14 protein-coding genes and 5 pseudogenes are annotated in these 20,895 nt (G+C 68.6%); 8 read left to right on the forward strand and 11 right to left on the reverse strand.

Translation table 11 applies throughout. From position 1 onward, the window contains the following. Nucleotides 1–47: 47 nt before the first annotated feature. From OG429_RS30440 to OG429_RS30465, 6 genes and pseudogenes are all read right to left on the reverse strand, one after another. Entirely contained in the window at nt 48–2,291 is a 2,244-nt protein-coding gene (locus OG429_RS30440) for a plasmid pRiA4b ORF-3 family protein (protein WP_328928450.1), read from the reverse strand. A gap of 326 nt (nt 2,292–2,617) precedes the next feature. Then, nucleotides 2,618–3,285: pseudogene (locus tag OG429_RS30445) on the reverse strand (nucleotidyl transferase AbiEii/AbiGii toxin family protein). Between the two features lie 5 nt (nt 3,286–3,290). After that, entirely contained in the window at nt 3,291–3,683 is a 393-nt protein-coding gene (locus OG429_RS30450; protein ID WP_266662337.1) for a hypothetical protein, read from the reverse strand. A gap of 371 nt (nt 3,684–4,054) precedes the next feature. Beyond that, nucleotides 4,055–4,240 (reverse strand): annotated as a pseudogene (locus tag OG429_RS30455) (CorA family divalent cation transporter); the annotation flags it as partial. A 184-nt stretch (nt 4,241–4,424) separates the two neighbouring features. Further along, nucleotides 4,425–4,736: a hypothetical protein gene (locus OG429_RS30460; protein ID WP_328928451.1), complete on the reverse strand. Its 312-nt coding sequence runs from the start codon at nt 4,734–4,736 to the stop codon at nt 4,425–4,427. A 57-nt stretch (nt 4,737–4,793) separates the two neighbouring features. Continuing rightward, nucleotides 4,794–5,180 (reverse strand): annotated as a pseudogene (locus OG429_RS30465) (hypothetical protein); the annotation flags it as partial. A 65-nt stretch (nt 5,181–5,245) separates the two neighbouring features. Here OG429_RS30465 and OG429_RS30470 point away from each other — a divergent pair. The 8 genes and pseudogenes from OG429_RS30470 to OG429_RS30505 form a co-directional block, all read left to right on the forward strand. After that, the gene (locus OG429_RS30470) at nt 5,246–5,713 is read left to right on the forward strand and encodes an ATP-binding protein (RefSeq protein WP_328928452.1); all 468 of its coding nucleotides are present in this window, start codon (nt 5,246–5,248) and stop codon (nt 5,711–5,713) included. A 290-nt stretch (nt 5,714–6,003) separates the two neighbouring features. Then, a complete protein-coding gene (locus OG429_RS30475; protein ID WP_328928453.1) occupies nt 6,004–6,378 on the forward strand; it encodes a WXG100 family type VII secretion target in 375 nt (124 codons plus the stop codon). A 12-nt stretch (nt 6,379–6,390) separates the two neighbouring features. After that, complete coding sequence (locus tag OG429_RS30480) at nt 6,391–6,696, forward strand: WXG100 family type VII secretion target (protein WP_030844112.1); 306 nt, start codon at nt 6,391–6,393, stop codon at nt 6,694–6,696. A gap of 26 nt (nt 6,697–6,722) precedes the next feature. Continuing rightward, complete coding sequence (locus tag OG429_RS30485) at nt 6,723–8,372, forward strand: RNase A-like domain-containing protein (RefSeq protein WP_328928454.1); 1,650 nt, start codon at nt 6,723–6,725, stop codon at nt 8,370–8,372. A 29-nt stretch (nt 8,373–8,401) separates the two neighbouring features. Further along, nucleotides 8,402–8,959, forward strand: a complete 558-nt coding sequence (locus tag OG429_RS30490) for a hypothetical protein (RefSeq protein ID WP_328928455.1) — start codon at nt 8,402–8,404, stop codon at nt 8,957–8,959. 9 nt (nt 8,960–8,968) lie between these two features. Continuing rightward, nucleotides 8,969–9,268 (forward strand): RNase A-like domain-containing protein, encoded by a 300-nt coding sequence (locus OG429_RS30495; protein ID WP_328928456.1) that lies wholly within the window; start codon nt 8,969–8,971, stop codon nt 9,266–9,268. A 10-nt stretch (nt 9,269–9,278) separates the two neighbouring features. Then, on the forward strand, nt 9,279–9,956 hold the full coding sequence (locus OG429_RS30500) for a contact-dependent growth inhibition system immunity protein (RefSeq protein ID WP_328928457.1): 678 nt from the start codon (nt 9,279–9,281) through the stop codon (nt 9,954–9,956). A gap of 41 nt (nt 9,957–9,997) precedes the next feature. After that, nucleotides 9,998–10,336: pseudogene (locus OG429_RS30505) on the forward strand (IS110 family transposase); the annotation flags it as partial. 114 nt (nt 10,337–10,450) lie between these two features. Here the strand turns inward: OG429_RS30505 and OG429_RS30510 are convergent. The 5 genes and pseudogenes from OG429_RS30510 to OG429_RS30530 all read right to left on the reverse strand — a co-directional run. Continuing rightward, nucleotides 10,451–10,636 (reverse strand): annotated as a pseudogene (locus OG429_RS30510) (CorA family divalent cation transporter); the annotation flags it as partial. Between the two features lie 542 nt (nt 10,637–11,178). Next, nucleotides 11,179–14,199, reverse strand: a complete 3,021-nt coding sequence (locus tag OG429_RS30515) for a pPIWI_RE module domain-containing protein (protein ID WP_328928459.1) — start codon at nt 14,197–14,199, stop codon at nt 11,179–11,181. 82 nt (nt 14,200–14,281) lie between these two features. Then, the gene (locus tag OG429_RS30520) at nt 14,282–17,953 is read right to left on the reverse strand and encodes a hypothetical protein (protein ID WP_328928460.1); all 3,672 of its coding nucleotides are present in this window, start codon (nt 17,951–17,953) and stop codon (nt 14,282–14,284) included. Beyond that, nucleotides 17,946–19,181, reverse strand: a complete 1,236-nt coding sequence (locus tag OG429_RS30525; RefSeq protein ID WP_328928461.1) for a restriction endonuclease-related protein — start codon at nt 19,179–19,181, stop codon at nt 17,946–17,948. The genes OG429_RS30520 and OG429_RS30525 overlap by 8 nt, the downstream gene beginning before the upstream one ends. Further along, entirely contained in the window at nt 19,178–20,830 is a 1,653-nt protein-coding gene (locus tag OG429_RS30530) for a PD-(D/E)XK nuclease family protein (RefSeq protein WP_328928462.1), read from the reverse strand. Before OG429_RS30530 ends, OG429_RS30525 begins: the two co-directional genes overlap by 4 nt. Nucleotides 20,831–20,895 lie beyond the last annotated feature (65 nt).

Genomic DNA, 20,895 nt, shown 5'->3' on the forward strand with positions numbered 1-20,895 from the left:
GCGGTCTTCACCGCGTCTTCGTCCACCAGCAGGGTCCGACCCCGCCGTCACCGGCGGGAGTGGGCCTTGTCCGCCGCGGTACGCATGCGCTTGGCCAGCCGCTTGTCGACGCCGCGCAAGCCCTCGCCCAGTTCGGCGAGCACCTGGGCGGTGGCTGGGTGCTCCACTCGCCACAGCTCGTCCACCCGCTGTTCGAGCGACTCCGGCGCCGTGTTCCAGTTCTCCAGGAAGCCCCGGGTCAGCTCCTGCCTCTCCTGAGCACCGGCGAGGATCGACAGTCCGTCGATGAGCAGCCACAGTTCCGACTGCTCCGCCCGCGCCGGGTCCACGTCTGCTTCTGCCCCGAGGCGTGCGCCCAGGGTCGCGGTGGCCACCTGGCGGCACCCCTCGGCGTCGGAGTCCGCTGCCTTGCGCAGCACGCGCAGTGCCCGCGGGTCGTCGAGGTCGGCCAGCACCAGTTGGGCCACGGCGCGCTTCGCCGCTGCCTCGCAGCCGTCTCCCACGCATGCGTCGAGCAGCCCTACCGCGGCATCCGTCGCCGAACGGTGTGCCAGCCACCCTTCGACCTCCCGGCGCATCTCCTCGGGGGAGTAGCCCAGGAGCCCCTGGAGCAGAGCGTCGGCGTCCGCTTCGGCGTACTCACCGAGCAGCGGCGCGGGCACACCGCACTCCATCAGGTACGCGCGGAGCCCGTAGCGGCCGAGTGGGGTGAGCCGCATGCGGTGCCCGCGCTGGTCGTCCCACGACCGGTCCGACGCCGCCGTCGAGGTTCCCGAACCGCCGCCCAGCTCCTGTCCGACCAGGGCGTTCTGGAGTGTGCGCAGATTCTCCTCGGCCGAATCGACGCCGTCACCGGGCTCGTACTCCACCGCGCCCAGCAGGGCGAGCCCTTCGCCGAGTCCCTGGAAGGACGCCGCGAACAGCGCCTGGAAGAGATCGAACTCCGGCCCGTTCTCGCCCACCTCGCGGGCCTTCGCACGCAGGCCGTCGACATCCACCCAGGCGTCGTCCGGGGCGTCGTACAGCAGGCCGACCAGTCCGTCGGCGATCTCGGCCGTCAGCTCGCCCAGCTCACCGTGCCACCCGTCCAGCACCCCCGTCTCACCGATCTCCTCCAGCAGATCGCCCATCGTGGCGGCCCAGAACTCCAGGAGGCCCTCACCGGTGAAGTCGGTTGCCGCGCCACCCCACGCGCGGCCCCCGCTGACCGTGATCAACCCGCCGTCCACGGCGAGCCACCACGGATCATCGAGAACGGCCACGTCCTTGGCGCTGCGCAGCGACTTCAACGCACGAGCCCGCGCGACGGCATCGGCATACGGCGAGTCGTCGCCGGCCAGCTTCCACAGCTGGACCTCCTCGACGGCCGCACGGGCGAGCGCGGGCCGAAGCACCCGGCCGGCGGTGACCTGCCGTCCCTCGCGGCACCAGGCGGCGAGCCGCAGCGCAGCGTCGAAGAGCGGAACACCCCGCACGGCAGCGAAAAGGTCCTCCCGCGGAGCCAGAGTCACCGGGCGCAGCACAGGCACATCCTCAGCCGGTCCGTCGACTCCGGCATCGACCGGACCGCCCACCCCGCACTGCCCGCAGGTACACAACGCCACGTCCTCGGCGGTCAGCCGACGGACACCGCCGCGCCCGGCCCCATCACCGGTCGGCGGCTTCGCTTTGCCGGACACCGTGTCCGGCGTCAGCCGGGCCAGCCGCGCGGTGATCCCGTCCCGGTCGAAGGCCGCCGGATCGTATCCGGCCGCCCGCAGCTCGGCGACAAGCTCACCGTGCGGGCCATCCCCGGCCCCGCCAGGGGTGTCGAGGAACTCCAGCACCTCGGCCAGCCCCCACACGCCGCCGATGTCCTCGGCCGGTACGTCGGCGCGACGCCCGCCGACGCAGCGCACCGCCCGCTCCGCGCCGACCGGGCGCGGCAGTGTCTTCTCCAGCGTGATCCCGTGCTCCCAGTCGTCGCCGAAGTCGTAGACGTAGCGCAGCCGTGCCTTCTCCTCGGCCAGCACGTCGCCGAGCGCGGTGGCGTCCTCGTCGCCGACCTCGTGGCCGAAGCCGAGATCGATGCCGGTGAGTCGGGCCGCCTCGCCGTACCCCCGGCCGAACTCGTCGGTGAAGAGATGCAGATGGCCACCCTGCCATCCGAAGGCGACCTGGATGGCGTCGTGCAGCGTCCCGAGCGAAGCATCGGACGGCAGCACGAGGCGCCGCCACAGGGGCGGTCTTGTGCCGTGCAGCACGATCTTCAGCTGGAGATCGGACGGGGCCGTCTTCCCGTCTCGCCGCATCTGCTGCTCCTACCGCACCGGTGCCACTCGAACGGCCCCATCATGGCGCTGCCGGTGTGCCGAGCTCAAACCCGGTTGCGGCGGCCACCGTCCTTCTGGGAACACACGGTCCCGACGCCGCCCGATGCGGACATCCTCTGCCCTCGCGACCTTTCGCAGGGCGGCACAGGCGCTCGGGAGCGCATGGCCCTACCGGCCACGGCTGTCGCAGCCCTCGACATGTGCGGACGCGGCGCGATGCCGGGTTTCGTAGCCCGTCCGGTGTCTGAAGTTCTTGGGGCTGGTCGGTCTTGTCGGCAGGCAGATGCGGTCTCGTCCGGATTCGATCAGTCGATGTCCGGATCACCGGACTCTTCGAGGAGTCGGGCCGCGAGGTCATCGGCCCACTCCACGGCCCAGGTACGAAGAGCGGCGATGGTGGTCTCATCCAGGCCGTAGGCCCCGAAGGCTTCGTCGTCAGTCCACTCGGCGCCCGTGAGGTTCGCCTGCAAGTCCTCGCGCTCGAAGCGGCCACGGGCGTGGCGGCGGCCGAACTCCTCGAGTTCAGAGTTCGTCCAGCGGCGGGAGGCAGCGAACACGTCGATCAGGTCGCGGGGCGCTCCGCGGTCGGCGAGGGCGCGAACCTTGGTCCCGATCACGTCCTCCTCCGCGAGGACGGGCCCGTACGGGCTCTGGGAGACGGGCCGCCAGAAGATTTCCTTCAGGATGTCGACTTCACAGTCCTGCCCGGTGACCGGGTCGGTCACGGTGAAGCGAGCGGACAGCGGGGCAGTTTCCAGCGCCTGCACTCTCCAGCCCCGGGCCTCGAGGCCGCGACAGACTGCGGCCGCGATGTCGGCCATGGGCGCCGGGTTCTCGGTGGCGACATCGAGGTCCTGGCTGGGACGGTTCACGAGGCGGTGCGCCCTCACGGCATACCCGCCGGTGAGGACCAAGGGATACGGCGAGCCGAGGGCGATCACATCGCCAGGAGCCGCGTGTGCAGCTCCGGCATGTCCGTCACGCGGCTGCCCGGGTGCGGGAGGCGAGCTGGGGAAAGGCGTCCTCCCACACGGTGCGCACGGTGCGACCGACGAGCGTGCGCAGCACGGGCCACAGCTGGAGGAGTAGATCCTGATTGAGGTAGAGGGGCAGGTCGTCGTGCAGGCCCTCGTGCAGGACGGTGCGGTACAGGCCCACGCGCTGGCGAGGTTTGCCCAGGTCGTACGAGGTCATCCCGGACCAGGCCAGGTGCAGCGGCAGCTCTACGACACCGTGCGCCGGCCCGTGCAGCTCGTCCAGCGATTCCGGCAGACGGCGCCGGAACTTCTCCTGGTACAACGCGAGGTCCTCGGCTTCCGCGCCGGAGAGCTCCCTCGGCGCGGGTGCAGGATGCTGTGGGCTGGAGGACATGCCTCCATTATGGCGGCCGCAGAAGCGATGCGGGCCGTGATGCGCGGGCCTGCGCCCAAAGTGAGCCAGGTGTGGCTCCGTGCCGATGTCACTTTCTGTGATCAGTTGCGCGTGCAGCAAGGGCGCCGCGAGATGTTGAGCACGAAGAGGCGAAGCCGCGGATACAGGACGTGGATCGCCAGTCGACTCTCCCCGGATTCTCCCCAACGCCTACAGGAGGGCAAAAGTCCTGGTCAGGGCCTTGCTGGAGGCAGGTAGACGAGATCACCCGCATCGCTTCTCCCCAGGCACTCCCCAGCGCCCCGTATGGCTCTCCGATCGAGAGGAGCAAGAGCAATCCATGCAAGCTGCTTGAGCAGAGTCGGCCGACTCTAGAGCCAGTCCCGGCGCTTGAAAATTGCGTACAAACTGACGCAAACCACACCCATCAAGCCGACCGCGAAGGGGTATCCGAGACTCCAACTCAACTCAGGCATCTGCTCGAAGTTCATGCCGTAAATGGTTCCCACGAGTGTGGGCGCAAACAGAATGGCCGCCCAGGCGGAGATCTTCTTGAAGTCGTCACCCTCACACCGCTGACCTGCGGAAACTGACTAGAGAGGCGCTCTGGCCTGCGGTGATCCGTCTTTCCAGCCATTTCGCCGTGCTACCCAGCTATGGGGCCGATCCTCCCCGGTCACTCCCCAACGGGGCTTCGTTCTCCCCGGATTCTCCCCAGCCGAGGTCAACTCTGAAGGCGAATCACTGCTGGTCGGGGGTCATTTCGGGCGCCGGCGTGAACGCGCAACGTAGCGGAAGCGGCCCACCGGCAAACTCGCGCGCACCCACACCGAACTCACCGACCTCAAGGGGCATCACTGGTTCGGTGAGCGCCCAGCAGTTCTTGCGCGGCAGCTCCGACAGCAACCCGAACATGAACGCCCTTGCCCGGCACCGTGGTTCCACGCGGACGAACCGCCCCGCAATACGGCCCATCAGGACCTCGCACGTCTCCTTCCAGCGGCCAGGATCTATGCTGTGCCCTGCGGCCACCGTCTGGTCTTCTGTCTTCACACACCGATGATCAACGGCGTCCGCATCCGTTCCCGGACCAGCCCACAAGCGCGATCATCAGCAGCGGACGGCAGGCTGCCCGGTCCAGCCGGTGGCGGCCACCACCTCGGGCGCGGTGTCCACGACAGGCCGTCCGTCCGTCACCACCCGCACGGTACCTGCGCCAGGCCTGCTGGTCCAGAAGCCGTGCCTTGCGTGCGCTGCCCTTCAACTCCTGCTCCAATTCCGAGCCGAGTTCCCGGCCGACCAGCCGCGAGCGGTGGCGTCGGAAGCCGTGAGCAAGACCCGCGTGATACGCACCTCCGCCCCCATGGCACGCTCGAGCATGCCGGTCGCCTCAGGCAGCACACTCGCAGTGTTCGTGTAGATCAGACGGCGGTAGCCGCGCATGGTGAAGTTCTCCCACACAGCCGTCAGATTCTTCTCGGTGATCTCCGAACGGTGGGCGCAACGCCGAGTCGTTGCTCGTCCTCGCGGGGGAGTAGCAGCCGCAGAGGCCCTGGCCGGGCATGGTCACCGCATGGGAGGTCGTTCAGTCGGCCGTCTCGGAGGTCGAGCAGTACCGCAGGGTGGCCGCGACCGAGATCGAACCCTGTCGCATCCGGGGCGACTTCGTCGCCGACCTGTCGCACCTGCTGGCCGAGCTCATCGAGAACGCGCTGGTGTACTCGGGGGTGCTGCTCCCGGTCGAGGTGTACGGCTGGCGGGAACTCGACGAGTACTGCCTGGCGGTGGTGGACTGGGGCATCGGCATGAGCCCCGAGGAGCTGGCCCGCGCCAACGCCCGCCTCTCGGGCCACGAGAGCTTCCTGGTCGCTCCTACCCGCTACCTCGGCCACTACGTCGCCGGCCGGCTCACCGGCCGCCTGGGCGCCCATGTGGAGCTCCGCCCGACGGAGGGCTCCGGCATCACGGCGTACGTGGGCCTGCCGGCCGCGGTCCTCGTGGAGGAAGCGGGGGTACGGGCGGCGACATAGCGGCCGGCGCCGTTCTCCGGACCAGGGAGTCCGGAGCCGGTGGGCAGCTGGAGCCGCCGCCGCAGGTGCCCCCGGACCCATGGCCCGTCTGGCCTGCCTTCCCCCCAGCGGCCACAAGACTGGTGCTACACGTTTCGACTTCTGCGTACGAAGTGGCGGAAGCTGCCCCTGTGTTCCTGCTTGCTAGAGTGCAAGTGTTGAACGCTTTGTTGAGCAACTGGGCAACTGAGCAGTTGAGCGGTCATCGGGGTACGGGGGGCGGATACGTGGCGACAGATCCCAACTTGCTGGTGAACAGCACGCACTTGACCAGGCTAGCCGACGACCTCGACGAAATGCAGCGCTACCTGGACCGGCAGGTCAAGCGCATGGACACGGTCGTCGACACGATCGAAGCCCGCTGGCAGGGGCCCGCGGCCAAGGCCTACCGGCGGCGGCATCGTGATGCCGCCAAGGAAGCGGTACGCATCCGTGAGCTCATGAAACTGATCGAAGTGGCCGTTCGCCTGAGCCGAGACGGGTTCACCGAGCAGGAGCTCGACACTCTGGCCGCCTTCAGGCGCATCCAGATGTCCGTCGACGTGGACAGGGAGGCGGCCGAGCTTTCGACCCCCAACACCGGGAGCCCGCCCGCGCCGCGCACGAGCCGCTTGCAGGATCTGTGACGAGGGGGACGCATGACTGACAGCGACGGCAACATAGCGGTCGACTTCGCCACTCTGCGGCTCCTCTCCGGCCAGCTGGAAGAGATCCTCAAGGAGCTCAACGAGAACGTCCAGACCATGCACGACCGCGTCGCGAAGGTCGTTCTCACCTGGGAGGGCGAGGCCCGCGAGGCGTTCATCGACAAGCTGGACGAGTGGGATCGGTCCGCACGGGACCTTCAGGCGACACAGGCGTGGCTTCACAGCATTGTGACGACCGGTCAGAGCAACTACGCGGCGGCACATGCCGCGGTGCTGCGGGGATGGGGAGCTGCCTGATGAGTATGCCTCCTCCTCCGCCCCCCTTGAAGAACGGAGACATCGACGTCACCCCCAGTGCGCTGCACGCGCTCGCGGGCTACGTCGCCTATCTCCAGGACGGACTGCACAAGGGGGCCAATCAGCTCCTCAACGAGCTCGGCCGATATCCGGACTGCGGGGGCTATGGAACCGCCGCATGGGAGTTCGCCACCGCGTACAAGAAGGTCGGCAACCGTTTCATCGAGGTGTGGGCCAAGTCGGTGGCGAGCGTCGGAGGCGCTGCCGTCGGCTTCGCCGTGACCGCGAACAACTACGCGACCGCGGACGCCGCCACGGACCCCTCGGGCGCCCCGGCCCAGACCCAGCCACCGCCGACCGTGATCGACACACCGCCGCACTACGGGTCCGTGACGGACCTTAAGTGGGCGGACATCGACCAGAGCCAGGACATCTTCCAGTTGGCACTGGAAGCGCTGGAGGCCGGAGTCCTGGCGATCATCAGGCCCCTCCTGGAGGACGCCTACCGCATGGGCAAGGCGGCCGAGATCATGCCGTTGCCCGATTACGTGGGTTTGGACAGCATGTCCGTCGCCTGGGTGTACGCGAGCACGTCCGTCACCGCCACTGACGGAAACCTCAGCAGTGCTGTGCACAACTACACCGATCGGTCTAATGGCGAGTGGAACGCCGCGATGCGGCAATTCTGCAGCGCTGTCTGGGGTACGAGCGCGTGGGGCCAGAGTCGCGAGGGTTACGAGTGGAAACATGACTCCGCGCAGCCCGGTCAGGCCAGCAGCCACCCTGTCATGGACGTGATGGTCAAGACCTGTGACGTCATGAGCGACGCTCTGCGTGCCTGGGCGGCCGCCGCGAAGGATGTGCGAGACGACCTTCGCAGGCTCTACTACGAAGCCGTGCTGAAGGCTCTGCCGCACATCGACAGAAGCGACGGTCTGGACATGAAGGACGTCAAGAGCTTCGGCAAGGGACTCCTCAAGATGGGGAGGAGTTTCGCGGTCGGCTTCGCCCTTGAGGTGGACGAGGAGGCGATGAACGCGGCGGTCGAGGCGTACAACAACCGCGTGCGCCGACAGGTCGCTGAGCTCAACAAACTGCACGAAGCCCTGGATGAGGCATATCTCAGTGCTCCCACGTTCCGGGCCGAGTCGGCGCGGGCGGAGTCCTTCGGCGCCCGAGCTCTGACCGATTTCAAGAACGATCCGCTCTACACGGTGGCGGGGGACGACGAAAGCAATCACAAATACCCGATCGACCTCGCGAACCAGGAGGGCATTCTCGGGTCCCATGTGGTGGACAAGCATGTGGGAAAGACGGATGAGCAACTGGAACAAAGGCTGAGGGACCAGCAGATCGTCAGGCCTTCCGGCATCCGGCCCGAGGCCGTTTCGGCGTTCGGGAGCCTTACAGACGCGCAGCGGTATACTCAGGCGGCCCTGGATGAACCGAACAATCAGAGGAAGATCGACAATTGGCTCGCGGGTAACCCTGGACCCAACTCGTCACGCTCACTCCTCCTGACGACGAACGACGTCGTGGGAAGGTCGTGGGACCGGGGCGACACCGCCGCGCGTGACGTGACCAATGTATGGGTCGTTCTGAGACCCAACCCGGGGAGCCACCCGCCGTTCGTCGTTCTCACTTCCATGCCCACCGACAAGACCCAGCACCCGTAGTGCGCACGTGGAGAACTGAGGTAAGGCCCATGACTCGGATTGACGCCACCTCGTGGAGCCGTTCCCTGCGGGCCCTTTTCGGGGAGGGCATGTTCGCGGCCGTGGGGGCGCGGCGGCGCGATGACTGGCGCCTGGACGCCCTCGAGGTCATGCAGCTGCGGACGGAAGATCCGCGTGGCTGGTCGAAGGTTGCCGCGGCACCGGGAGGGGGCGATTACGGCACCGGCCCGGACAGCCCGTTCAGTGCTGTCACGCCAGGAGACTTCAGCACGGCCTTCCCTGTGTCCAGGAGGGGCACCGAACAAATCCTGGTCACTCTCCAGGGTGAGTGGTTCCAAACAGAGGACATTCCGGATTTCGATGCGCGAGAGGCCGAGCTGACCTCGCACGCGAGAACGATCCTGGAAAGATTTGGAGAGGACGCGCTATTTTTTACCAATGCGGCGACGGCGCGAGAGAATCCCCATGCCGATATGTTCCGTCGCGAGGGCGCCTATGAGGGCTTCACCAGCCACGTAATGGATTGTGGTGTAATCGCTGTCTCCGCCACGGAAGTCGGCATCTTCTGGGGCTTCACCATCGACTGAGGATCTCCCGTGCGTACCCGTTCTGCCACCTATCCCGACCGCGCGACCGCACAGTGGTGTACCCAGCAGGTCGTCACGCGCAACGAGCAGGCCGTACATCGCTGGCTGGCCCAGGGCACGCGACCGAGGCTCACCATCGAGGCCGCTTGGCCGTCCCGTGAGGAGGCCGTCGGGCGCGTGCTGCTGCAGGCGATGATGCTCGCCGGTCGCGAGCCCGTCGATGTGCGGGCCGCGCGGGTGACGCTGAGGCGTGATGCGTCGAGTCCGCACGGCTTCGTCGTGCACGCCACTTACCCGATCTACCTCTGAAGGTGCCGCAGTGCCCATGAAGCCGCTTGAGTTCGACCGCCGGTACGGCGAACTCGACGTCGTCGTCGCAGCCTTCGTCGGACAGGAACCCGACAGTCCGGAAGCAGGCACAGCGCCTCCGGCTCTTCAGGCGTACCTCCGGCACACCTGGCACACCCGGCCCTGGGCGCTCTCCGTCGCCGAACAACAACTTCGGGAGTACGCGCGGAATCCGCCGGGCAGTTTGCGGCTGCGCCTCGGCGAGTTCTATTCGGTACCCGACATCGGGCTGTCCGAGTCCCGGACTCAAAGCTGGCTGTCCGAGATGGCCGACCACATCAAGCGCAGCATCGAGTCCGGAGATGTGCCTCCGCCGGCCGCGCCTCTGACTCACTGGGAGTGGCACGCCCGCTTCGGGGAGCTGGGACAGTTCCTCGGCGGTTGGTTCTCGCAGGACATGCCCGACGAGTTCGGCGACCACGATGCGGCGGTCCGCGACTACAGGGCAACGGTTGATCCCCAGCTGACCGCCCGGCTGGTCGGCGAGATCCACGAACTGCTGGCTCTGGGGCTGGAGGAGCACGACTACGCCGTCGGCGTCGCTGAGCTCGGCATGGAGGTCGAGCCGCCGGCCCCGTTCTCGGTCGAAGCCTGGCTCCGGACGGTGGCGGAGCATCTCGGGACGGCAAGGCCCGACTACACGAACTGAACAGGCCCGTCCGGAGGGCTTTCCGGGCCGGCGGGGCTAGGTTGGAGCCCGTTGCCATCCTCGGCCTGGACGTCGGCAAGGGCGAACACCACGCCACCGCCGTCACCCCGGCCGGGAAGAAGGCATTCGACAAGCGGCTGCCCAACAGTGAACCCAAGCTCCGCGAGGTGTTCGGGAAACTGCAGGCCAAGCACGGAACCGTGCTCGTCGTGGTTGATCAGCCGGCCTCCATCGGCGCCCCGCCGCTGGCTGTCGCGCGTGACATGGGCTGCCCGGCCGCCTATCTCCCCGGGCTGACGATGCGGCGGATCGCCGATCTCTATCCGGGCGAGGCCAAGACCGATGCCCGCGACGCCTTCCTGACTGGAGTACTAGGTAGACAAGTTTGTGGACGTCTATTCTCCCCAGCCGCTCTCCAGGGCACGTCACGCGCTCGATTTTTTGACGGTACAGATGCAAATCCAATAGGCGAGCGATGCGGTTAGTTGCTCAGTCTAGAGCCAGTCCCGACGTTTGAAGATGAGGTACAGACTGATGCAAACTGCCGCCATCAGGGCAACTGTGAATGGGTATCCGAGCGCCCAGCGCAGTTCTGGCATGGCTTCGAAGTTCATGCCATAGATAGTTCCAACGAGTGTGGGTGCAAACAGAATTGCCGCCCAACTTGAGATCTTCTTGAAGTCGTCGCCCTCACACCGCTGGCCTGCGGAAACTGCTCGAACAGGCGGTCCGACCTGCGACGATCGGCCTTTCCGACCCTTTCACCGTGCTGCCCGTTTGTACGGCCGATTCTCCCCAGCCGCTCCCCAACGGGCCTCATTCTCCCCAGATTCTCCCCAGCGGAGGCTGCTTCGGATGAAGGCTTTCCGCTGGCCGGGCGACGATCTGAGCGACGGGAAGGGTCACGCGATGTAGTGGTGGCGGGGCGGGAGTAGGCGGCAGAGGTGGTGCCGGCGGTCTGCTACTTTGCCCACCACTCATTATCTGCGCTGAGCCCCCCCGAACGGCGTTGCTACGTCCTCACGGTCCCGCCCCGCCACCAGCGCGGCCAATGCCCGGCACTGCAGGGCCTCCTGAGTAGACGGCAACGGATTGCCGTCCAACCACCCAGAACCCGGACTCTTTCGGATCAGCATCTTCTCGAAAGAGTTCCCTGCTCTGCCGTCGCGGAGCGGGGACCCCACCCGGTCGGTTTCACGATGCGGGTGCTGGCCGTGGGTGGTCAGCTGTCGAACAGCGCCAGCTGGTCGGCTGCCTCGACTACGTCCGCCTCCTCTTCGAGACCCGGTGCCTGCCCCTGTGCGGGGTCGGGGTCTTTGACCGGGTCAGAGATCTCGGAGACATCCGAAGCGATCTCAGGAGACGCACGATGCGGCAGCACGTAGTCCTGGCCGAGACCCGCCAAGTGCAGTGGGAGCGGCAGGGACAGAGCCTCCGGGTAGTCCGGGGGCTGCCGGAGCAGGTGGACTGCAGAGGCGAAGGACTCCGGGGCATCGCCGGCTTCGGGGTGACAGCCGAGGACTGCGATCTCCAGGAAATCAGGAGTCCATCCGACCATTCCGGTGTCGATGGTGGGCTCACCCTTGCGCTTGCCCATCCGGATCGGGCGTGGCGCGAGCTTGTCCGCTTCGACGGCGGAAGACTTGAATTGCACCGGCTTGGAGTTGGCCGAGTGAAAGACCCGCCCATCGGGGCCGTGACCAGCGGGCAGCCACAAGCCGGCTGCGATGCCGTTCGCCCCGCCGGCTGGATGGACGCCCCACCACTGTGGGGTCTCCCTGGCGCGCCCCGTGCGGACGCGCACGAGACGGAGATCGGGGTCGAGGCGCCGGGAATCCGCCTCACCGTCCCGCATGCGGTCGGGTTCGGTACGGCCGTCCTGGAGCCAGGTCCAGTGGGAGCGAGCGTTCTGGGCCTCGACCAGGAGCAGAGTGGGTTCGCGCCGGAGAGAGGTGCGGATTCGCTGCAGCCATTCCTCGGCACGACGGCGCTGTTCGGCGCGGTCGGCGTGCCAGCTTCGGCGCTTGGGGACGTCTTCCTCACCGCGCGGCCCGGGCAGCAGAGGACGTACCTCGGCGAGCCGGGTCAGCCTGATCAGCATGGTCGGGTACGGGACCCAGGCCCCTGCGCCGTCGTCGGCATTCGGGTCCCACCCCTGGATCCGGGCCAGCCCCGTGCCCTCGGGGGTCACCAGGACCGCCACTGGTACATCGGTGGCCCACCGGTTCTTACTGGTGCGGTTCCTGCGGACCATCCAGACAGCCGCATGGCGCAGGCCGCCGGGAAGACCACTGGCGATGCCGAGTTCGGGGTATACCCGTGCGCCGAGCTGGCGCAGCCCGTCGTCCCAGGCCATACGGGCGCGGTGGTGCTGGTTGTCGACCGTGTTGTAACCCTTGACCTTCTTGGGTACGGCGAGGAACTGGGTGACGTAGCCTGCGTCGGCGAAGCCGAGTCGCAGTGCGAACTTCGGATCATGGTCGGTGCTCGCGAAGTCGTCGGCCCGGTCGATTTCTACCAGCGCGAGCGCGGGAGGCGAGCTCGCTTTCGGCGCGCGTCCCTTGACGCCGTTGAGCCAGTCGGCGGTCTCTGCCTGACGGGAGTACAGAGCGGCCGACACGACGGCTTCCGGGCGCCGCGGTCCTTCGGGGAGTTCCAGGCCGTCGGTGAACGAGACCGTGCTGTCGTCGGCTCGACGGTGGACGGGCCGGAAGCAGTTCAGCCGGACGGCTAGTTCAGAGGTGACCCATTCCAGGACAACGGGACTTTCGGCACGGGCGTCGAGATGGGTCGCCTCGTCGGGTTCGGGCGCTGCCTCGGGCAGACCGAGCAGCTCCACGAGTGCCGAGATCGTGGTCTCCCGCAGCTCGGAGGTCTGCCACACCAGCTGAAGTTCGAGGACCGGCCTGTCGTCTTCGTACGGGCCGTTGTAGGCAGAGACCGCGAGGGCGGCAGCGCGCCGCCGTTCGGCCGTCCTGCGCGCCTCATCGGCAGTCTTGTCCTCGGGCTTCACGTTCGTCGGAGGGGCATTGACCGGGCGATTACCAGACAGGATGGACCGGGAGTGGGGATGTGCGGCGCCGAGACCTTCGGGCACCGCCTGCTCCGCCCATTCCGTGAGCCGGGAGACCTGGTCCGGCATCAGACCGGGTCCCACCTCGTGACGGCCCATCGCCGTGCGGTAGACGATGCTGGCACGCATCCCGTCGGTGAGCCACTTCTCAGGAGAGGTGAGCAGGTCGTCGACACCGGGCAGTTCGTCACCGAGGACGACTCCACCGAGGAGCCTGGCGGGGCCTCCGTGTGACCAGCGCTCCGAGAAGGTGCCCGTCTCGCGGTCGCGGTACCGCTCCAGCTGAGCGACGGCGAAGCGTTCGCTCAGCGGCACGCCGGGGAGGACAGGAACCCTGGGGCGCAGCAGTACGGTCGTGCGGCTGCCATAGGGAAGGTGCAGGCGCCCGCTCTTTCCGCTCACGCGCGTCGCCCAGCGGCGGATGCTCCAGTGCAGGTGGTAGCGGGGGAGGAGGTCGAAGGGGACGGTGTGCAGGGTGATGTTGAGGACGATCGCGAACCACCACGTGCCCTTGGAGCCGCCCGGCTCGTACGGAACCGGCTGAGAGACGAGCTCGGCGCCCTTGTCGCGGGGCCCGCGAGGCATGGCTCGGAAACGGAGCGCACCGCCTTCGAACGGGTAAGGGCCGAGATCGAGCACGCGGCGGGCCAGCCAGTCGGGGGTGAGCGTGAACTGGTGCCCGGCCGGGGTGGCGGTGCCCCCGTCGGTGTGGCCACACGCGACGAGTTCACGTCCTACGGACTCCCACTGTGGAGTGTGTGCGGCGAGTTGGGCACGCACCTCACGGAGCAGGCCGCGGTGCTCGGGTTCGGGACGGATGTCGCGGAGCCAGTGGGCGATGAGAGTACCGAGGACCTCGGTGGGCAGCGGATCGGCAAGGTCGGCGTCCGTGTACAGCCAACGTGCCGAGTCACCTTCGGTGCGAGAGCCGAAAGGCCGTGGCATGGCCAGGACATCGGGGGCGTAAGCCTGGATCGCCTGTTCCAGGGCTCGGGTGGGGGCCGTGCGCCAAGGCTCGGAATCCTTGTCGCGGCCGGCGTTGCAGAGTTCGAGGATGCTGTCGCGCCACTCCTCGGGGAAGGGCAGGGCCCGGTATCGGCCGATGACGGAGATGTCCTGGCGGTCAGGGAGCCAGGCCGTGGTGCGCACGTGGCGGTAGTTCACGGGCATGTCAGGGTCTTCCTGTGAGGTCGGGACGCACGACGTCGGGGAGTCTGCCGTCCGGTGTGGGAAGGAGCCGTGAGTGCTGTTCTCAGGTGGTGCGGTTGAGATGGTCGATCCGACCGAGGGCGCTGTAGAGCGGGGCATACAGCAGACGGGCGACTGCGGCGTCGGCCGGGTTCGCCGCTCCGGATTCGGCTCCGGGCGACGAAGTGCCGACGAAGTACGGGGCGAGCACGGACCGCACGGCGTGGAGGAGGCCGGGGCCGGGCCGACGGCCGCCGATGGTCCTGACCGCGGGGGCCGAAGCCCACGCGGCGGCCGGGGCGAAGGCCGCGTCCACGAAGAGGACCCGGGCGGGTACGCCGCCGCGTACCAGGCGGCCGATGACCTGCCACATGGTGACCATTTGGTCCCAGGCGAAGGCGCGCTGTTCCCAGGGACGGAAGGCGGAGTAGGCGTAGCGGCGGGAGAGCAGCCGACGCCATTCCTTGCGGGCTTCCTGGCGCAGCGCATGGCCTGCCTGGTCCAGGTTCTCCGCATTGCGGACCAGATCGGTGAAAGTGGCAGGGCCCACGCGGTCGTCGTCGCGTGATTGGTCGCGGATGAAGCGGCTGATCCAGTCGTTGAGGGCGTACACGGACAGGGACAGGTCGTCGGGCCGGGGATGCGGCCGGGCGAGGAAGACGGCGGTGCCGAAGGCTGCCCGGCCCTGGCCGTTGAGAATGTTGTGGCCGCGTTCCACGGCCATCAGCGGGGCCACCAGGATCTCGGCCGTGCGGTCCTCGGCGAAGGTGGCGAGGTCGCCCCGGCGGAGGCTTGCCAGCAGGGCCGGGCCATCCACACCGGGCAGGTGACCCAGGTCGGCGTCGTCCGGTACGAGGACGCGGACCCGGCCCTTCCACCGTTCCGAGCGTTGTCCGTCAATGGTCTCGGCCACGGCGTACGCTTCGCGATAACTGCCGACCAGGACTAGGACGCGCCGGCGGTGGTCGTCGGCGATGCGGGCGAGCTCTTGGTCGAGGACGCTGCCGGCACCTCCGGCGCCGGGCCGGGCGAGCCGGTCGGCCATGGCACGGGCCTGGGGGATCCGAGCTTCGAGCTCGGTGCCGGAGAGCCGCATGGGCTCCCCTGCGGCGTCGTAGAGGAAGTGGGTGGCGAACCGGGTCTGCCCGACACCTTCGAGGGACTTCTTCGACGGCATCAGGACGGCGCCGACAGGAGCGAGGATGTGGGCCCGGGTGGATTCCCCAGCCCAGCTGGTACCTGACATCAGGACGACGTTGGGGCCAGGGCGGCCGATCGCGCGGTCCTCGCCGAGACCGGTGAGGGAGAGCAGCAGCTCGCGGCCGACCCCCGTGCAGCGGAAGAAGCGCAGGGTGCCGCTGGTGCGCCCCACCTCGTCGTAGGTGTCCTCCTGAGGCTGGTACTGATAGCCGAGAACGTTGCCCATGGGGGCTTCGGGGATGATCGGCGCGTAGTCGAGCGGTGCGCGGCGGGCCAGTTCCTTGCCCTGCCGGTCGAGACGGAGAGCGGCTTCCACCATGGGCCACAAATAGGTCAGCCGGTCGAGGCGCTGATGGAGAACGGAGAGGAGGAGCACGAACTCCAGGCGGTCGCGAGTGATGCGCTGCCACTCGTCCCGGTGTTCCGGAGCCAAACTGTCGAGGACTGGCGTTCCTACGAGGAGCGCGTCGAGCAGGGACTGGACCCGGGTACGGGAAGCCACCGGCGACAGCGTGTACAGCAGGTCCTTCGCGACGGCGGACAGAGTCGTGGAGAGCGGGTCCGCGAAGTCCCCGTCGCCAAGCGGATCGTCCCGGAAGTCGTCGAGTACAGCGGTGAGTGCGGCACGGCGAGGATCGGGCTCCGGCACCGCAGTTGTGAAGTCCTCCGCTCCCTCCGAGTCGTCCTCGTACCCTTCGTAGAGGCTCCGCTCGTCTTCGACGGCCCCTTCGACGGGTTCGGGGCGCTCCGGATGGCGTGGCAGCCCGAACCATTCCGCGATCAGCTTCTCCTGCAAGGCCCAGGGGCTGAAGTACTCCTGGTCCACCCACTCGCGGAGAGTGGTGTCCGAGATGAGGCGCTGGTAGATCCGATCGGCGGCTGTGGCGACCACGGAGAGCGCCGCGTTCCACTGCTCCACGTCCCGGTCGGCGAGCAGTAGCCTGCCACGCCTGCTCAACTCCTCGATCTTGTGCGTGTGCAGCTGGTCGAGCCAGGACTCGGTGCCCGGCTTCACCAGGGTCGCTGAAGGAGCGAAGAGTTCGTCGAAGCGCATCTGGACGGAGTCGGCCTCGTCGACGAAGACCAGGTTACTGCGCAGACAGGCGAGTTCCAGCTGGCGGAGCCGTTCGTCGTTGAGGTGCGCGGGCACAGGGCTCTGGACGAGGCTGGACGGGTTGGCGACCCAGATGAGGCCGTCGACCTGGTGGCGGGCGGCCCGGTGCCGGGGGCACCGTGACCACAGGGGGCAGCCGTGCGGAGTCGCCAGGGCGGTGCCGTTCTGGCCCCGGTTGGCGGGTTGACGGACTGGTGTCGACTGCACGCCCGAAGGGCGCCATGGCGCGGGCAGCGATGCGGCTTCCGTAGTCGTCCCGGCCTCCTGCGTCTCCTTCTCCGGGTGGAGTCGAGTGCACGGCGCATCGCTGTAGGCGAGTGGTTCGATCGCCTCGTTGCCCCGCAGGGCGTCGGCGATGCAGATGGTGCTGAGATTGTCGAAGGCGGGCGCGTGGTGGTCGAGGAGGTTGTCGTGACCGCGGGAGGCGAGTCTGCGGTGGAGGCGCTGTACATGGGTCTCGCGGGTGGAGACGCCGAGCACGGGGACCGCCGGCAGCCCGACGGTTTCGAACAGTTCGCAGAGCCTCAGCTGTTCGGCCGCATCACCCACTACGAGAGTGGTCCGCATACCGCGTCGGGCCGCGGTGGCGGCGGCCAGGACCATGAAGGTGCTCTTGCCCGCCCCGACCATGCCGACCAAGTGCAGTGTGCCGTCCAAGACGATGCGGTCGTGCTCGGTGAAATCTCGGCCGTCGGCGTCACGCGGGGCGATGCGCACCTCGGTGAGTCGTTGCTCCCAGCGGCCCGGCCGCTCGACGCCCTCGTCCTCCTCTACCTCGTCCATCCACCGTGCGGTGTCAAGGAGTTGTTCGCGGGTGATCTCGATCGGGCCCGATCGGACAGGAGGCCCGGCGCTGAGCTCGTGCCCCTCGAGGCCGTCCTCGATCAGGTCGGCAGGAAAGCGCACCGACGCCGCCCGGTTGCCCTCCTGGAACTCGCTGCGTCCTGCCGGCGCGAGTGGCAGCGGGCGGCGCACGAAGTCAGGTACCCGCGAGAGCGCCTCGCCGTAGACCGCGTGGCGGCCGGCCGCCACGGTGGGGACGATGCGGCGGGGCGGGGTCCGCGCACCGGGTTCCGGCAGCTGGTACGCCCGCAGCCGGTCAGGTACGCGCTCGTATCGGGAAAGGGCCTGACGCCATGCGTGGCTGCGGCGCAGTGTCCACAGCAGATGCCGGGCGGCGATGAGGGCCGTCCGATGCTCCTCACTGGCGACCAGGCCCGCGGCCTCGGCGTACGGGTAGCCGCCAAGGAGGACGTACGCGCTCTCGGCGGGCTGGTCCGGGGCGATGAGTTCGAGGAGGTGCAGGGCCAGTTCAACCTGGCAGAGATGGGACGGTTTGAGGCCTTCGAGGCCGGGCTCACCCGACCAGACCCTCTTCAGTTCCTGGACGAGGGACCGGTTCCACTCGATCTGGTCACGCATGGCGGGCTCCGTCGGGGGTGGTTCGGTTCGTGCGGGTTGTGGTGAGTCCTGCGGCCCGGGGGCGGGGGCGCGGGGTCCCGATCTCGCGGAGCCGGGCTGTGGCTCGTGAGACCAGGGCACGGTCGGTGAGCAGAGGCAATCCGCGGGCGCGGGCCGGCCGGGCACGGGCGAAGGCGGCCAGATAGCCGGGCCGGGCGGCAACCCGGTACTGGGGAACAACCCAGAACCCGTCGTCGTACGGCGGGTCGGCGGGGACCGGGCGGGCGGAGCGGCCTAGGAATACGGGATGGGCCCAGTCCTTGACGTCGATGGCCCAGCGGTGCCCGTCGGGGAACGTGACCAGCAGGTCGTAGGCGTCGTACCCGGGCCACATCCGCACATCGAGACCCAGGTCGAGCAGCTGTCGCTCCAGATCGGCCTCGGCCCGTCCCGGCCCGGTGACGAACTGCCTCAGAGGGCGCTCGAGTTGGACGGGCCGTCCGGTCGTCGCCCGTTCCAGTCGCCGTCCCAGCGGCGCCGGCCCGGTCCGGCGGCAGCGGTCCCGTTCGCACCACCATGAGCCGTCGCGTACGGGAACCAGCAGGGTGAGGCAGCGCCCGCAGGTGGTGTAGTGGTCGTTGCGGAGGTAGCTGTCGGGCACGTCCTGGTAGATTCGCATGATCAGTTCGTGGACGGGTTCGAGGACCAGATCTCCACCGAGAGCGGACAGTTCGGCGACGGTGAGCACCGGGCGCCGCACGAGGAGCCTCCTGAACTCTGTGTACGCCTCCTCCTCGCCGTGCTCCCGGCACAGCCTCAGCGCGGTGTGCACGATCATGCGGTCGCGGAACCGGGCGGCGGTGTCGGGACAGCGCTCGGCCCACTCGTGGCACAGGTCACCGGGCCTCCCCGACACCGGGTCGAGAAGCATGTCCTGCGGACCTGCCGCGTCGGCGGGCAGGTCGAGGGGCCACTCGGCGAGGGGCAGGGTGCGGCAGCGGTCGATCAGCTCGGCGAGCGACGCGGGTGGTTCCTCACCGCGCACGAGGCAGGCGAGAGCCGTGCGGTCCAGCGCACGCTGGGCCTCGGCGGGATAGGGCAGGGTGAAGGACTCCAGGCCGGCGGTGTCCTCCAAGATGAGCAGCGCCTGGGCGAGCGTCTTCAGCAAGGGCACGCCCTCGTGGGCGGCCCACTCGTCGGCGGGCAGTGGCAGGAAGTCGTCGCTCATGGGGGCGCTCGGGCGGGTCATGCCGCACCGTCCACGGTTTTGGTGCGTTCGCGGCCCGTGGCGCACCAGCCGTGAACGTCGCATGCACGGCAGTCGGTCCCGGAGGAGGGCGCGGCCTGATAGCCGCGGTCGGCGGCCCAGTCGGCAACGAGCTCGCGGAGCAGCGCACGGGCACGGCCGACGGTACGCGAGTCGTGGGGGTCGAGCTCTTCGAGGCGGGCACCGTCGGGGCGCAGCACCTCCAGTTCGATGCGGGAGCGGAGGGCGTCGCCGCCGAGGACGCCTCCTTCGACAAGGAGGACGGCGAGGGCCAGTTGCGGGTACTGCCGCATCAGCCCTCCGGCGTGGGTGTAGCTGCTCGTGGTCGTCTTGGTCTCGCGGACCACCACGCCGCCCCGGTCGGTGTGGATCAGGTCGCAGTCCGCGACGAGCACCACGTCGGCCTGTGGGTCGTAGGCGACGATCCGCCGTTGCGGTTCGACCGTCTCGTGATCGGCCAGTCCGTCGAAGGGGCAGTGGGCCCGGTGCTGGCGGAGCATGGCGAGGGCTTCGTACTGCTCGTCGGCTGTGAGACCGGGTAGATGCTCGGGGAGGGGCACCGCACGGCAGGATCCACGGGCGGGATCTGCATGCCGCCCGTTCAGCCAGGCGTCAACCGCCCGTCCCCGGCGGATGGCAGCGCTCTCAGTGCGTCCGTCGCGGAGCTTGAGTACGCGGGTGGCGTGGTACTGCTCGGCGCAGTTCCCGTAGGCCCGAAGGTCGCTGACGGACAGACTGCGGCGTTTCCGTGGAGTGGCGGCCACGCCGAGGAGTCCCGGAACCCGGGGGACGGCCACGCAGTCGGGCAGTCCCACACAGCGGACGCAGTCGGCGCTCGGGCGGGCCTCGGTGGCGTCGGCGAGGTCGGCCATCGAGGCAGCGACCTCGGCTCTCAGATAGCGATGTTCGGTCTCCTCAGCCGTCCAGTCGGCGAGTATTTCCGTACCTCCGTCGGCGAGCCCTACTCCGATCACACGGATCCGCTCCGGCCGGACGTGAGGTCCGGGGAGGGGAGTGGATGGGGCGCCGAACGGCGTCAGGGAGGGGGCGCCGGTCAGCAGGACGTGGGCGACCGCGGCGATCTCCACCGCCGGCCTGTCCCGCTTCACCGTGCCCAGGGAAGGGATCCAGATCTCGCGTACGCGCCCGTCCCGCGAGGCGTACCCTCGCCCCCACACGGTGCGTTCGTACTGCGTCACCCCGCGGGCATCCGGCTGCGCCAGCTTCTTGCTCCCGGCGACCCAGGCAGGGGCGACCGGCAGGAGGGGGGACTGGCCTGCTGCGCCTTGCGCAGCTTCCCGGTCGGTCCTGGCGGTCAGGTAGTGGTGGGCGGCCTCGCGGGCCCAGGCCACATGGACTGGGGTGCACTTGCGCAAGTTCGCCGGATCCGCCGCAGCCTCGACGAGGCTCCGGCCGCCGTGTTCGACAGCGTCGAGGAGAGCGAAGAACGGCTTGAAGGAGAAGTCTTCGACCGGCTTGGCAGGGAGACGTCCTGGGGCTTTGACCAGGGCCCTGGCTCGCAGTGCGCGGCCCAGTGGGCAGCCGGCAGGGTCGGGCCGCACCAGCGAGGCGCCGATCCGCAGCAGGGTGCTGTCCCCGATGGAGTGTGGCGGCTTGCGGAACGCGGTCATGGGCCGCTCCTCGTGGCTGGTCGTCGGATGATCCCTCGGTCGACTCTGAAAGGAACCATGGCGCG

The sequence above is a fragment of the Streptomyces sp. NBC_00190 genome (genome assembly GCF_036203305.1).
In the GTDB taxonomy this organism is placed as follows: Bacteria; Actinomycetota; Actinomycetes; order Streptomycetales; family Streptomycetaceae; genus Streptomyces.